A 13,978-nucleotide genomic window follows, 5' to 3' on the forward strand; every position below is an offset into this window, starting at 1 on the left:
TTGGGCGTATGTTAGTCACCGCATTGCCAACAAAATTCAAAATTGCCGCCATTGTTTTCTCCACACTCCTGGCATAGCCAATCATCTTTATCGGCTAAAATCATTTTTTCTAGTTCGACACATAATTGTCGCGCATTATCAGCAAATTGATTTTCGATGGCCCAAATTTGTGGCCAACTTTCATTTACTGGGATTTCCCCGACGGTAGCCATAGCAAATTCGTTTTTAACTAAAAACTTTATATTAGCCTCTGAAAGCATCGCTTTATATGGCTCGAGTTCAATATTATTGCTGGCAGTGAATATTTTTTTCATTCATTAATTTCCTTAAATGGCACCTACACTATGGAATAAACAAAAAAATCTGCCAAGGTTTAAAACAAATAATGCGAGAAATGCCTGAAATCCGTATAATACCGTCAACTTGAAAGACGAGAGACAATAATGCAACTGTTTGTAAACGATCTAACTGTAATTGATTTTTCTTACTTATGTACCAAAAGAGGCATGGTGGGTGAAAGTTGGATAGTAGACCTTACGCTACATGGCGAACTAGACGAGCAAAATATGGTGCTTGATTTTGGCAAGGTAAAAAAACAAGTAAAGCGCATTATTGACGATACTGTTGACCATAAATTGGTTATACCTTCAGAATTTTCTGGGTCAAAAATTGAACACGTAGAAAACACTGATTACATTCGTGTTGAATTTATCGACGACGTTGGCCAACGTATAGCAATTTCTAGCCCCCAAGATGCTTACTGTTTTATCGACTCCAGTGATATAACAATGGATGATGTGATCACGCATTTAGCCTCGGTGATAAAACCGCAATTGCCGGATAATGTTAAAAAAGTAGAACTGTCACTGCGCCCTGAAGATATCAGTGGATTTTATTATCACTATACCCATGGATTAAAGAAGCATGACGGGAACTGCCAACGTATCGCTCATGGTCACCGTTCAAAAATACAAATTTTTGAAAATGGCATGAAAAGTCCACGATTAGAGAAATTATATTCTTCACGCTGGGAAGACATTTATGTTGCCACATCCGAAGATGAAGTTAACGCAAATGAGCTTGAATTGATCACGGCAACGGCATCGCAACGAGCCTTTAAATATGAATCTTCTCAGGGCAAATTTGAAATTGCACTGGAAAGCAATCGTATTTATGTGATGCCAATTGACAGTACTGTTGAGCTTATAGCCCAATATTTAGCAGAAAAGTTAAAATCTGAAAACCCAAACAATGAATATCGTGTCGTCGCCTATGAAGGTGTCGCAAAAGGAGCGATTGCAAGTGCGTAGTGTAATTGTATGGATACTTAGTCTTATCTGCCTGGTTAACTTAAATGTTAATGCAGTTGAACCACAGGTAAAACTCACTGGCAACCTGATCCAAGGCGGCTTAGTTTATGCCATCACTGACAAAGAATTAGTGAAGGCCAAACTTGGTTCTGTTGATTTGCCTTTATACAATGATAAACGCTTAGTGGTTTTTGGGTTTGGTCGAGACGCTGAACCTGTTGATATTTTGTCGCTGGAATTTGCTGATGGCACTTTGTTTAATCAAAATTTGTCCATCGAATCCAGAGAGTACGATATAGATAAGGTGAATGGCGTCGCGAGTAAATATGTAAGCCCTCCAAAAGAAGTGTTATCTCGTATTAGTCAGGAAGCCGGATTAGTTAAAGCTGCTCGCGCTAAAATGACATACCGACTGGATTTTATCGAAGATGTCATTCAACCGGCTAAAGGCCGAATAAGTGGTGTGTATGGTTCTCAGCGAGTTTTTAATGGGGTGCCAAAACGACCACATTTTGGACTTGATATCGCTGCACCTACAGGGAGTCCTGTTGTCGCGCCGTGGAGTGGAACAGTGGTTTTAGCTGAACCTGATTTATATTATTCAGGTGGGACGTTAATAATAGATCACGGCATGGGGATTACATCAACGTATATTCATTTAAGCAAAATTGATGTTGCGGTTGGAACTGTTGTTGAACAGGGTGAAAAAATTGCAGAAATTGGCGCTACGGGTCGTGTAACCGGTGCTCACCTAGATTGGCGTTTAAATTGGTTTACTCGGCGACTCGACCCACAGTTACTTTTGAAATAGCGTAAACGGCCTCAATCGAATACACAAAAAAACGTTACTGCATCTAATGCCGTAACGTTTTTTTATGGCTGATTAAAATGAACTATGGTTTTAACCAAAGGTCGAGTTTAGCTTGGTCTTTTACTTTAAGTTGTACTAAAAATGCTGGAGACGACTCAAGTTGCAGTTCTCTGCTCAATAGTTGGTCCTTTCTAAAATAATGAATTGTAGAGGTTGGCGTCACTACTGAGTTAATCACGACTTGCAAGTTTTTTGCCGTTAGCCTGATGTTATCAATAGCCAACAGTTCATCACCTACAGCGACCCCCGCTTTTTCTGCGGGTGAATTAGCGAATAGCTGCTTAACAACTAGGTTTCCTGATTTATCTGAAGTTACAGCGCCTAACCAATTTTGTACCTTGTGTTCTGTTATTGCATTGCCATGGGGTTGTGTAGTATCTGTTTGCGTAAATTTATTGACTTCAATACCTGCACGAAGGAATAAGGGAGCTAACTCAACTTTGGATTTTCCATACAACAATTCTGTTAACCAATCTTTATGTTGCTCACCTAAGAAAGTTAAAAATAGGTGTTCTAAATCATGTTGCGTTGTACCTATCCCATTTTTTCCAAACAACTGCCACGCTTCTAACATTAGCGTTCGTAATGACTGTTTACCTTGAGATTGCTGGATAAGCACAAGGTCAACTAAACAAGCGATAGCAGCGCCTTTTTGGTAATAACTGACAATTTGATCCGGTGCCGTGTGATCCTGCTGGTAAAACTTTGTCCAAGTATGGTAACTGCTCTCTGTAACAGATTGACGCAATTGGCCAAGGCCTTTTTCAATACGGGTAAACGTTTTTGCCAATAAATCGAGATATTGTTGTTGCGGAATTGTTCCCGTTTGCACCAAACTCAAATCGTCAAAGTAACTTGTCATGCCTTCGTAAAACCAGAGTTGCTCAGTATAAACCTCTTGGTTTAATTTATATGGCGTAAACTCCTTAGGCTTTAATCTTTTCACATTCCAGGTGTGCAAATATTCATGGCTACAAAGGCTCAGAAAGGTTGTGTAATCTTCATTAATCGGTTGTTCTGCGTTTGGAATATCGAAACGACTGCAAACCAAAGCAGTTGAATTAAGATGCTCTAAACCGCCAAAACCAGTATCGGTGACCATAGTCATAAACAGATATTGATCCAAATCTTTTGGCAATCCGCCAAAGGTTTCTGCGTGGTATTCACAAAGTGGTTTTAAATCTTTAACAACACGGTTCAGTTCGCCAAAATGACGTCCTACGGTTACAAGATAATGAGGCACATTGTCTATGGCAAACTCTGCGATATCCAAGTCGCCATACATGATTGGATAGTCTGTTAATAGTAAGTAACTGTCGGCCGAAAAATCACCATAACTAAAAGGGGATTTATTAGATGTAGATGTCAAACCTGTTGCTGGTAACCAGTCTTTGCAAAAAGTTAATTCAATTGGTGGTGGCAATAATGTCACCAAACAAGGCTGGTCAGCCATTTGGTCAATTTGAAATAAAGAACTCGCTGGATTTATAAACCCAAACTCCTGATCTAAATAAGCTTTCCTCACACTTAAGTCAAAAGCATAGACATGATAGCTAATCGAAAAAGGCTGGTTGTTATGCTTAATAACATAACCGCTTTTCGAATCAGCTAAGTGCGTTAACTTACCATGCGCATCGGAGACGTCGAAATCAAGGATATGTTTTGCAAAGTCACGGATCATGTAGCTTCCCGGGATCCAATTCGGGAGTGAAATTTTTATATCATCAGAGTTCTGTGGTGTGATATCAATTTTAATGGCAAATAGATGTTGATTCGGGTCTTCGATGGCGATGTGATAATGTACTGCGGTCATAAAATAACGTCCAAATTAGTTAACTAGGCGGGAAAAGAATGGCAGGTTTCCGCATCAGATCAGTTTATAATAAGATAATTATTGCAAACAAGTGAGTTATTTATGGAAGTATCAGAAAAAGTACAGGCAAGAATCAACTACGCCACAACCTTCACAACGAAAACGGTCTTTCCTGGTCGAACAAATCATCACAATACGCTATTTGGTGGTGAAGCATTGGCTTGGATGGATGAAGTTGCGTTTATTTGTGCCACACGTTTTTGCCGTAAACCTCTGGTAACTATTTCTTCGGATCGAGTTGATTTCAAAGAACCTATCCCAGCTGGGAGTATTGTTGAACTGGTTGCGAGTATCGCTAATATTGGTCGCACAAGTTTAGTTGTAGAAGTTAACGTACTAATTGAAAAAATGTATGAAGATGAAAAGCATCGTGCAATATCTGGTTCGTTTAAATTTGTCGCTTTAGATGATGACCGTAAACCGACTCCGGTGTTAGGTGGCGTAGAGTTGTAGTAGCGCTAATTGACTAAGTTGGAATTCCTTAGTTGAACTGGTCAGACGATCCAGATAAAGTGACTAAAAAATTTTAGGGTAGGGCAAACCATGAAGACAATTAGAGATTGGCTAAAAGAATACCGAGTTAGCCACCAGAATAAAACCAACAAGCTAATACATTACTTATGTGTGCCAGCAATCTTTTTGTCGGTAATTGGTATGTTATGGACGGTTCCTTTGCCGTTTGACACAGGTTCGGATTGGATCAACGTAGCAACATTAATTTCAGTTTTTGTGGCTGCATTCTATTTTAGATTGTCTATTTCTGTCGGCATTGGCATGAGTTTATTTATAATCTTTTGTTTTGCGTTTGTACGCTGGTGGACTCAAAGCTTTGAGATGGGGATACTTACGCTTTCCGTTGGCATATTTGTGATAGCTTGGATTTTACAGTTTGTTGGACACGAGATTGAAGGAAAGAAACCGTCGTTTTTCAAAGACCTTCAATTTTTGTTAATTGGACCAGCCTGGATTTTATGCCACATATTTAGAAAATTTCATATTAAATACTAACGATACATTTAAAACTGCGTTAAATGGCATATCTTACGAGTCGATTGGTGATGTGCCATTACATAATACATTTATAATGAAAGTAAGTAGTTTTAGTCGAACCTTTGTTCGAAGCGAGCCGTATTTTGAATTTTGATCGATTAGTAGAAGACAGACGCCAATTCTTTTGGGTGCTCCATATTGGTGGTTGGATTGGTTTTGCCTTAGTCCATTACATTGGCTCATTTATGAATGATATGCGTGATAGTTATGTCTTTATCATATTATCAAATGCCTATGTTGGAGCGATGTTAACTTTACCACTACGTTACCTTTACCAAAAAGTATGGGATATGCAACCGTGGAAGTTGATAATGACTATTATAGGAGCGTCTTATCTAGTTGGTACTGCATGGGGCGTTTTCCAAAACTTTTCATACTGGCAATTTTACAAATTTGGCTGGAAACCTGACGATTGGATTTACTATTTTACCAACACACTAGGCAGTTTCTATATCGTACTGTGCTGGAGTGGTTTGTATTTTGGTATTAAGTATTATCAAATGTTACAAAAAGAAAAACAAAAAGCTTTAAAAGCGGCAAACATGGCCAATGAAGCGCAGCTTAAAATGTTACGTTACCAGCTTAATCCACACTTTTTGTTCAATACATTAAACGCCATATCAACGCTCGTTTTGTGTGAAGAAAATAAAACAGCAAACGGCATGGTAACAAAACTAAGTGATTTTTTACGTTATTCTCTACACACAGATCCAATAAAGAAAGTTGAGCTTAAACAAGAGATTAAAGCGCTTTCCTTGTATTTGGAAATCGAACGGATCCGCTTTGAAGAACGGCTAGAAGTGGAATGGGTCATTTCGGAAGAAGCTGAAAAAGCATTAGTGCCTAGCTTGTTATTGCAGCCATTAATTGAAAATGCCATAAAATATGCTATTGCTGCCAATACAAATGGCGGTAAAATCAAAATAGTTGCCAAGACGTTTGGCCACGATTTACTCCTTGAAGTTGGCGATGATGGTCCAGGTTTAAACCCTGAACAGTCGGGATTAAGTTCAAAAGGTGTGGGCGTTGGATTGGCAAATACTAAAGAAAGACTTCAGACTTTATATGACGATTATTCATTTGCGATTTCTAATAATGAACCAAATGGACTAAAAGTTAATATAAGGCTACCGTTAGAATTTAATAGCGTGACAAAATAATCAATGGAAAATCTAATTAAAACAATCATTGTAGATGACGAGCCTTTGGCGAGAAAAGGGTTAGCAATTCGCTTAAAAGAATTTGAAGAAATTGAGCTTTTAGCACAATGTTCCAATGGTGCGGAAGCGATTGAAGTCATTGTTGAATTAAAACCTAAATTGGTTTTTTTAGATATTCAGATGCCTGGTTTAACTGGTTTTGATGTTATCCATCAATTACAACAACGCAACATTGTAATGCCAATGATTGTGTTCGTTACCGCTTACGATCAATTTGCCCTCAAAGCATTTGAAGTCCACGCAATTGACTACTTGTTAAAGCCTGTGGATGATGCTCGACTTCTAGAATGTATCAATAAGATCCGATCGCAAATAGACAATGATATGTTCAGTCACCAGCAAAACAAATTAATTGATATGATGTCGCAACTTACTGGTACAGACACAGAAACAATTATTAAAAATTTGGCGGACGGTGAAGAGATTGAAGTTAAAGAATATAATAATTATATTTCGGTAAAAGATGTTGGTGAAACCACTCGGTTACCTGTCTCTGAAGTCATATGGGTAGATGCAGCAGGCGACTATATGTGCGTTCATTGTACTGATGGGGAAACACACATTCTCCGAAAAACAATGAAACAGCTGGAAGAAGAGCTTGACCCGAAATTATTTGTTCGTGTTCATCGTTCGGTACTCGTCAATAACACATCTGTGAAAAAAGTACTTACGTTGAGCAGTGGTGAATACGTAATCCAAATTTCGAATGGGCATGAAATTAGAGTAAGTCGAAGTTATCGGGAAAAAGTTAGAACCTTGTTCTTATAAATTAGTAGAATGCACCAAAGGTAATTAGACGATTAAGCTGTTATTTTAAAGTTAAAGAAATAGTGGCATTAAACTTGTTTAATTAGAATAACAAAGATATAAATTAAATCTGAATTTAATAATTACATGGCAGTTTATTTAAATCGAAATGAAAATTAGTTGTCGCTGTAATTTGAAAAAAGTAATAATATCAATTGGGTATTATTTTCGTTGGGTTTAAATAATTAAACAAATTTTAAAATAGGTTACTGCTGTGTCTCTAGATAATCTTGATGAAGCGCGTTACGAAAACGGATCACCTCTGCAACTGTTAATTTTCTTGACAGTAAGTGCGACGACATTTTTATGTTTGTTCGTTGCTGATGCCCTTGAATGGCCTGCCATAACGAGTATTTTTATTGCCGCTAGTGTGTTTACTTCACTTCGAATAATGAAAAAATTACTGACAGTGTTTACCCAATACAACCGAGAAGAAATTAAATCCAGAATAAATCCGACTCGCTCAGTTAAATTATTTGGTAATTTTATCGAGGTTTACTTCACGATGTTTTTACTATCGCTATTTTGTTACGGTGTCGGCGTAGCACTACATATTATTTACCACTTAATATTCTAGAATATGGATTACATATTGAGCAGTAAGCTTCCAATATGTAACCGTAATATATTGGAATATAAACATATTTTGCCTATAAACAGGCAAGTGTTTGCCACGTATTAACCAGGCCTATTCTGCAATTTTATAATTATTGCATTATCAATTAAATCACGTAAATTTAAATTCAGTTGGTCTGTAATCCCAATCCACATCATCAATAACGTAATCATTGAGGATCTAAAGCTTTCCATACGATGCTTTGACCATCGTCTCTATTACGAGATTACAACTAGGTGATTCGCCTTTTAAACATTGGGTCATACAATAATGCGGCTAACTTTATTTAAACCAAACCAGATCAGACAAATTCTAGTTGTCACTCTTGTTCTTTTATTCACATCGGGTTGTCGTACAACAATCATTTATAACTATGCGGATTGGTTAATCGCTTGGAAGGTTGACGATTTTGTTGAGCTAACAGATCCCCAAGAAGAAAGCTTTAAAGCTGAATTAGCCAGCCTTTTTAAATGGCACCGAACACAAGAATTACCTAAATATGTAGTGATACTAGACGATTTAACCATCGCTATTTCCGAAAATAACACCGACGATTTGTTGAGCCTTGTCGACAAAATAGTGGCCAGTGGTGAACGGATAAAAAGCGTAGCGGCTGAAAAAGTAATAGTATTGCTGAACCAACTTTCAACTGATCAAAAACAGCAACTTTTAACTAATATTGAAGCGTATCAGCAAGAAACACATAGTGAACGTTTAGAAAACGCAAAGACATTAACCGAAAAGCTAAATGATAGTGATCGATTTGATGCAATCGAGGACATTTTAGGTAAATTAACACCCGCACAGAAACAACGACGTGATCAACTAACAAAAGAACTAAATGATACGTTGTTGATGAGAATCGAATCACAGAAACGCTGGTTGTCGTTATTCCGGTTGGGCGTTCAACCTCAAAACTTGACCGTAAGTGAAAGTCAACTAACCGTACTTTTTACCGAGCTATCGTCATATCGTTCAGAGGCTCTAATTACTGCTCAGGAGCATAATAAAAACTTATATCAAGATTGGTCTTTAGATTTGCTCGAAAGTATGACTAAAAGGCAAAAAGATACACTACTAGAAGTGATAGATGAATATCGGACTGATTTTATAAAATTGGCCAAAAATGACGACTAACGTGTTTTTTTCAAGCTTAGAACTGATTTGTACGTTACAACCGCGGTTTTTTTACTCAGTTGGCCTTTTAAAGCGACATTATTTTCAGCTTATTCTTTAAATTTTGCGCGTTTCAGAGTAACTTAGCGGGTTGAAACAGAGTAAGATAACGATAAAAATATAGGTGTGAATTGAACAAAGCGGAATTTTACAGCGAGGTAAATAGTCAAATCAAAGCCTTGTGTGACTCAGAGCCTAATTTAATTGCAAATTTAGCGAACATAAGTGCTGTACTATTTGAACGATTAGCTGATATCAATTGGGCAGGATTCTACGTTGTGGGCGATTCTGTAGACAAAAGTCGTCAAGAGTTGGTTTTAGGACCATTTCAAGGTCGTGCAGCGTGTGTAAGAATACCGTTTGGCCGTGGCGTTTGTGGAACGGCAGTTTCAACGCAACAGTCAATGTTGGTTGAAGATGTGCATGACTTTGACGGACATATCGCATGTGATGCAGCAAGCCGTTCAGAAGTTGTGGTGCCAATTGTTGTTAATGATGTAGTAGTTGCTGTTTTAGATATAGACAGTCCCATTGAGTCTCGGTTTGATAAAGATGATCAGCTTGGACTCGAATCATTAGTTACATTTATTGAAGAAATCTGGGCGTAAGCTAGATGAAAGAACTCATAGATGTTCGCGACTTTTTAATCGGTATTGAAATAGTCGGTGATTGGGATGGTGAAGAGGAAGAAGTTACTGAACGTATAAATTCCTTAATATTTCAGGCTTATAATCTTTTGCCTGAAGACATTAGCTTTGAAGCAGCGACTGAGCTGTTTGACGAATTATGGGCCGCAGTTGCAGGACAAGATTTTGTAATTGAAAACGAAATTGACGAACTAGAAAGTTGGTTAGCTGATTTTGTAGGCCAAACATTAGATGAAATAGAGTACGATTGATGCAATCTCAAGAAAAAACAGATTTAAATAAAGTTATCGAATTTTTGGCGAATAAATTTCCAAATAGTTTTAGTTTAAAAGGGGAAGCAAAACCTCTTAAAATTGGTATTTTTAGTGACATCGCTGAACGCTTAGAAGAAGCCGATCCTGTTTCTAAAACACAGATCAGACATGCCCTAAGACGTTACACAAATAGCTGGCGTTATCTAGAAGCGGTTGTTAAAGGTGGCCAACGTGTTGATGTTGACGGTGCGGACTTTGAAGCGTTGACTGAAGAACACGTTGAACACGCGAAAGCGCAACTAGCTGAAAGCAAAGCGAAATTCAAAGAAAAACGCAAGGCTGCGGCACCCAAAGACAAGAATACTTACAAAAAACCTGCAAAATCTGTTGGTAATCCTCCAAAAAGAAAACCAAAATCAAATCAAGCGACCTCGAAACCTAAGGCCGAAGCTAAACCATTGGTAGCAAACGATGATTTTAGTGATGGTAAAACCGTATTGGTCAAATTAGGGGCTTCACCACTTTCTGCGACAATTGTTGAAACATCTAAAGATGAAGTTTCGGTGCAATTGGCATCGGGAATTGTGATGAAAGTCAACAAGGAAAATATTTTCCAAGCATAGGAGTTTTTATGCATTTAGCCCAACGTCTATTTTCTATTTCTGTAGCGGCAACTTTAGTTGCCTCTTGTTTTACTTTTGCATCGTCTGACGTAACTAAGTTTGAAGCGCCAGACTTGCAGCAAGAGTCTCAGCACAAAAAATCTATACAACGAGTGGTAAACGGTTTTTCTCGTTACCACTATAAAAAGATTGAGCTAAATGATGAACTTTCTGCAAAAATGTGGGAAATGTTTGTTAAAACTGTCGATTACAACAAAAGTGTTTTTCTACAGTCAGATATAGATGCGTTTGCCTCTCATATAACTAAGTTCGATGATGCAATGAAAATGGCAGATTTGTCATTTGCATTTGAATTTTATGAAGAGTCAATTCGTCGACGAATTAGTCGTTTAGAAAAAGCCATTAAATTACTCGATAATAAAATGGATTTTACATCTAAAGACGACTTTTACTATGACCGCGAAGATACGCCTTGGGCAAAAACAGAAGCAGAGCTTAACGAATTTTGGCGTCAGAAAGTAAAGTATGATGCGTTAAATTTGAAGTTAGCGGGTAAAGACGAAAAGCAAATCAAAGAAACTTTGACAAAGCGTTACGTAAATACCATGCGTCGTTTTTCACAGACGCAAAATGAAGACGCATTTCAATTGATTATGAACTCTTATGCTCGAAGCATTGAAGCTCATACATCTTATTTATCACCTCGACGAGCAGATCGATTCCAAATGGAAATGAATCTTGAGTTAGAGGGAATAGGTGCCGTTCTAAAACCAGTTGATGAATTTACCGTAATTCTGAGTTTAGTCCCAGGCGGCCCGGCTGATAAAACCGAGCAACTGAAACCGGAAGACAAAATCGTAGGTGTCGCTCAAGGTGATGATGATTATGTTGATATTGTGGGTTGGCGGCTAGATGAAGTTGTTGAACTTATCAAAGGTAAAAAGGGTACTGAGGTTAGACTTCAAATCGTTCGTGGCGAAAATACGGCCTCAAATAACAAAGAGGTTAAAATCATTCGCGATAAAGTGAGGTTGGAAGACCGAGCTGCTGATTCGAGTGTGTTTGAATCTCAAATTGGTGAACTAGACTCTAAAGTTGGCGTGATCACCATTCCAAGTTTTTATAACAACTTGTCAAATGACGTTAAAAACGAAATTAAAAAGCTCAAAGACCAAAATGTTGATGGCATCGTTGTTGACCTTCGCGGAAACGGTGGTGGGTCATTAACGGAAGCGTCATTGTTAACCGGCCTATTTATTGATAAAGGGCCTGTTGTTCAGATCCGTAATGGTGTTGGTAATGTAGATGTACGCGGTGATTATGATGGCATAACGTATTATGACGGTCCGCTTACGGTGTTAGTGGATAGATACAGTGCGTCAGCTTCTGAGATATTCTCTGCAGCTTTACAAGACTATGGACGAGCATTAGTTGTTGGTGAACAAACCTTTGGTAAAGGGACTGTTCAAGAACATCGCGGCTTGACACGCCGTTTTGATTTATTGGAGAAAAAATTAGGCTCTGTACAATTTACCGTCGCTAAGTTTTATCGTATAAATGGCGGCAGTACACAGCATAAAGGTGTTATTCCTGACATTTTATTCCCATCAGCAGTTGAACCCGCGGAGTGGGGTGAGAGCCAAGCTGAAAATGCGTTGCCATGGGATAATATTCGTCCAGTGACGTATAAAACGTCTAGAGAAATAAGCAATCAAGTTAAAGTTCTATCGCAAAGACATTTAAATCGAATTGCTCATGAACCTGAGTTTGTCTACTTAGATAAAGATATTGCCGAATATCAAGAACTGAAAACTAAAAAATATGTGTCACTTAATGAAGCAGTTCGTTTAGCGGAAAAAGAGAAAGGTAAAACTAAAGATTTAGTTCGACTAAACGAACGACTTACTCGCTTAGGGTTCGATAAAGTTTTATCACTAGATGACGACACTCCAGAAAAATTAGATGAATTGGATCCGTTTTTAGAAGAAACCGCACGTATATTGGCGGATCTAATAGCGTCGGGCCAATTTGCTAAAGTAACAAAATAACTATAAAAGTTAAAAAGAAAGCAGCCAAGTGCTGCTTTTTATTTTAATAAAACAATAATAATAACATTACGTCTGTAAGGGGGATGCATGTCATCTGTACATGTTGATCACGGTCAATGGTCTAGCCGCTTGGCATTTATTTTAGCGGCAACTGGTTCTGCTGTAGGTTTAGGTAATATTTGGAAGTTTCCTTATATTATGGGCGAAAACGGGGGCGGGGCCTTTGTTCTCGTTTACTTGTTATGTATTTTGGGCATTGGTATTCCAGTCATGATGGCTGAGGTATTAATTGGTCGACGCGGGCGTCAGAGTCCAGGTAATTCAGTTAAAGCATTGGCAATTGAAGCCGGTGCAAATATTAATTGGAGTATTGTTGGCTGGCTTGGCGTTATTGCCGGTTTCCTTATTTTATCTTTCTATTCTGTCATTGCAGGATGGGCTGTCTCTTATATCTTTGAAGCTGGTTCTGGCGCGTTTGTTGACGCGTCTCCTGCGCAGATTGAGTCAATTTTCAATAACCTGTTACAGGATCCAATAAAGTTAATTATCTGGACGACGTTTGTTCTAGTGCTTACTGGCATTATTGTTGGTAAAGGCTTAAAAATGGGTCTTGAAAAGGCTGTTTCTATCGCGATGCCTGCAATGTTAGTGTTGTTGCTCATTATCGCCGGATATGCAGCATTTAATGGCGACTTTACTCGTACTATCGACTTTATGTTTACCCCTGATTTTTCAAAGTTGACTTATTCTGGCGTTTTGATCGCATTAGGTCATGCATTCTTCACGTTAAGTTTAGCGTCTGGTGCAATGATGATTTATGGCGCATATCTTCCTCAAAAAACGTCGATCGCACAATCGGTAGTTGCTATTGCCATCGCAGATACACTAATTGCATTAATTGCCGGACTTGCGATATACCCAATAGTGTTTGGTAATGGGTTAGAAGCAAGCCAAGGTCCTGGCTTAGTATTTGTAAGTTTACCAATCGCCTTTGGTCAAATGTGGGGCGGTACTGTCTTTGGAACACTATTTTTCATTATGCTTGGGTTTGCCGCATTTACGTCGGCAATTGCGATGGTTGAATCTGCGGTCGCTTGGTTAGTTGAAAAAATGGAGTACTCCCGTGCAAAAGCTGCAGCTTTTGCTGTAATAACGCTATGGCTTTTCAGTATGTTAACGGTATTTTCGTTTACTGGCGCGGAGTGGGCAAAACTTGACTTTAATTTTGTTGGCAAACATGTCACTAACTATTTTGATCTAATTGATCATCTAACCGCAGACGTATTGCTACCTCTAGGTGGATTAGCCACCGCGATATTTGTGGCTTGGATAATGAAAAAAGAGGCGGTTTTTGAAGAAATGAACATGAGTGCCAAATTGTTTAGTGTTTGGTTTATTACGTTAAAATGGTTTACCCCAATTGCCGTGTTATTTGTATTTTTGAATTTAATCGGCATCGTCAAAATTGGCCAATAGTAGGTAT

15 protein-coding genes are annotated in these 13,978 nt (G+C 38.3%); 13 read left to right on the forward strand and 2 right to left on the reverse strand.

Annotated elements, in window-relative coordinates:
• Positions 1–11 precede the first annotated feature (11 nt).
• Complete coding sequence (locus KO525_RS03125; RefSeq protein WP_215962332.1) at positions 12–314, reverse strand: DUF2007 domain-containing protein; 303 nt, start codon at positions 312–314, stop codon at positions 12–14.
• 129 nt (positions 315–443) lie between these two features.
• Here KO525_RS03125 and KO525_RS03130 point away from each other — a divergent pair, with 129 nt between their 5' ends.
• Together KO525_RS03130 and KO525_RS03135 are read left to right on the forward strand one after the other, a co-directional pair.
• A complete protein-coding gene (locus tag KO525_RS03130; RefSeq protein ID WP_215962333.1) occupies positions 444–1,310 on the forward strand; it encodes a 6-carboxytetrahydropterin synthase in 867 nt (288 codons plus the stop codon).
• A gap of 13 nt (positions 1,311–1,323) precedes the next feature.
• On the forward strand, positions 1,324–2,121 hold the full coding sequence (locus KO525_RS03135; protein ID WP_371744369.1) for a peptidoglycan DD-metalloendopeptidase family protein: 798 nt from the start codon (positions 1,324–1,326) through the stop codon (positions 2,119–2,121).
• A gap of 82 nt (positions 2,122–2,203) precedes the next feature.
• Here the strand turns inward: KO525_RS03135 and KO525_RS03140 are convergent, their stop codons facing one another.
• The gene (locus tag KO525_RS03140; RefSeq protein ID WP_215962334.1) at positions 2,204–3,994 is read right to left on the reverse strand and encodes a M61 family metallopeptidase; all 1,791 of its coding nucleotides are present in this window, start codon (positions 3,992–3,994) and stop codon (positions 2,204–2,206) included.
• Between the two features lie 102 nt (positions 3,995–4,096).
• On the opposite strand from KO525_RS03140, the gene KO525_RS03145 reads away from it, so the two are divergent.
• The 11 genes from KO525_RS03145 to KO525_RS03195 all read left to right on the forward strand — a co-directional run bounded on the left by KO525_RS03145 (position 4,097) and on the right by KO525_RS03195 (position 13,971).
• Positions 4,097–4,507 carry an acyl-CoA thioesterase gene (locus KO525_RS03145; protein ID WP_215962335.1) on the forward strand — a complete coding sequence of 137 codons (411 nt, stop codon included), beginning with the start codon at positions 4,097–4,099 and terminating at the stop codon, positions 4,505–4,507.
• 90 nt (positions 4,508–4,597) lie between these two features.
• Positions 4,598–5,062, forward strand: a complete 465-nt coding sequence (locus tag KO525_RS03150; RefSeq protein WP_215962336.1) for a DUF962 domain-containing protein — start codon at positions 4,598–4,600, stop codon at positions 5,060–5,062.
• 125 nt (positions 5,063–5,187) lie between these two features.
• Positions 5,188–6,264, forward strand: coding sequence for a sensor histidine kinase (locus KO525_RS03155; RefSeq protein WP_215962337.1), 1,077 nt, complete (start codon positions 5,188–5,190; stop codon positions 6,262–6,264).
• A 3-nt stretch (positions 6,265–6,267) separates the two neighbouring features.
• On the forward strand, positions 6,268–7,092 hold the full coding sequence (locus KO525_RS03160; protein WP_215962338.1) for a LytTR family DNA-binding domain-containing protein: 825 nt from the start codon (positions 6,268–6,270) through the stop codon (positions 7,090–7,092).
• Positions 7,093–7,345: 253 nt separating this feature from the next.
• On the forward strand, positions 7,346–7,708 hold the full coding sequence (locus KO525_RS03165) for a hypothetical protein (RefSeq protein ID WP_215962339.1): 363 nt from the start codon (positions 7,346–7,348) through the stop codon (positions 7,706–7,708).
• Between the two features lie 309 nt (positions 7,709–8,017).
• Positions 8,018–8,884 carry a DUF6279 family lipoprotein gene (locus KO525_RS03170; RefSeq protein ID WP_215962340.1) on the forward strand — a complete coding sequence of 289 codons (867 nt, stop codon included), beginning with the start codon at positions 8,018–8,020 and terminating at the stop codon, positions 8,882–8,884.
• A 170-nt stretch (positions 8,885–9,054) separates the two neighbouring features.
• Complete coding sequence (locus KO525_RS03175) at positions 9,055–9,531, forward strand: GAF domain-containing protein (protein WP_215962341.1); 477 nt, start codon at positions 9,055–9,057, stop codon at positions 9,529–9,531.
• Positions 9,532–9,536: 5 nt separating this feature from the next.
• A complete protein-coding gene (locus KO525_RS03180) occupies positions 9,537–9,821 on the forward strand; it encodes a hypothetical protein (RefSeq protein ID WP_215962342.1) in 285 nt (94 codons plus the stop codon).
• Positions 9,821–10,447 carry an RNA chaperone ProQ gene (gene proQ / locus KO525_RS03185; protein WP_215962343.1) on the forward strand — a complete coding sequence of 209 codons (627 nt, stop codon included), beginning with the start codon at positions 9,821–9,823 and terminating at the stop codon, positions 10,445–10,447. Before KO525_RS03180 ends, proQ begins: the two co-directional genes overlap by 1 nt.
• 8 nt (positions 10,448–10,455) lie before the next feature.
• Complete coding sequence (gene prc / locus KO525_RS03190) at positions 10,456–12,495, forward strand: carboxy terminal-processing peptidase (protein ID WP_215962344.1); 2,040 nt, start codon at positions 10,456–10,458, stop codon at positions 12,493–12,495.
• A gap of 87 nt (positions 12,496–12,582) precedes the next feature.
• Entirely contained in the window at positions 12,583–13,971 is a 1,389-nt protein-coding gene (locus KO525_RS03195) for a sodium-dependent transporter (protein ID WP_215962345.1), read from the forward strand.
• Positions 13,972–13,978: the final 7 nt, after the last annotated feature.

Origin of the sequence: Psychrosphaera sp. B3R10 (assembly GCF_018861025.1) — a bacterium.
GTDB lineage: Bacteria > Pseudomonadota > Gammaproteobacteria > Enterobacterales > Alteromonadaceae > Psychrosphaera > Psychrosphaera algicola.

What these genes read in the sequence shown, in the direction of transcription:
- KO525_RS03125 (WP_215962332.1), bottom strand. Translation starts at nt 314, where the DNA reads ATGAAAAAAATATTCACTGCCAGCAATAATATTGAACTCGAGCCATAT.
- KO525_RS03130 (WP_215962333.1), top strand. Translation starts at nt 444, where the DNA reads ATGCAACTGTTTGTAAACGATCTAACTGTAATTGATTTTTCTTACTTA.
- KO525_RS03140 (WP_215962334.1), bottom strand. Translation starts at nt 3,994, where the DNA reads ATGACCGCAGTACATTATCACATCGCCATCGAAGACCCGAATCAACAT.
- KO525_RS03145 (WP_215962335.1), top strand. Translation starts at nt 4,097, where the DNA reads ATGGAAGTATCAGAAAAAGTACAGGCAAGAATCAACTACGCCACAACC.
- KO525_RS03150 (WP_215962336.1), top strand. Translation starts at nt 4,598, where the DNA reads ATGAAGACAATTAGAGATTGGCTAAAAGAATACCGAGTTAGCCACCAG.
- KO525_RS03160 (WP_215962338.1), top strand. Translation starts at nt 6,268, where the DNA reads ATGGAAAATCTAATTAAAACAATCATTGTAGATGACGAGCCTTTGGCG.
- KO525_RS03170 (WP_215962340.1), top strand. Translation starts at nt 8,018, where the DNA reads ATGCGGCTAACTTTATTTAAACCAAACCAGATCAGACAAATTCTAGTT.
- KO525_RS03180 (WP_215962342.1), top strand. Translation starts at nt 9,537, where the DNA reads ATGAAAGAACTCATAGATGTTCGCGACTTTTTAATCGGTATTGAAATA.
- proQ (WP_215962343.1), top strand. Translation starts at nt 9,821, where the DNA reads ATGCAATCTCAAGAAAAAACAGATTTAAATAAAGTTATCGAATTTTTG.
- prc (WP_215962344.1), top strand. Translation starts at nt 10,456, where the DNA reads ATGCATTTAGCCCAACGTCTATTTTCTATTTCTGTAGCGGCAACTTTA.
- KO525_RS03195 (WP_215962345.1), top strand. Translation starts at nt 12,583, where the DNA reads ATGTCATCTGTACATGTTGATCACGGTCAATGGTCTAGCCGCTTGGCA.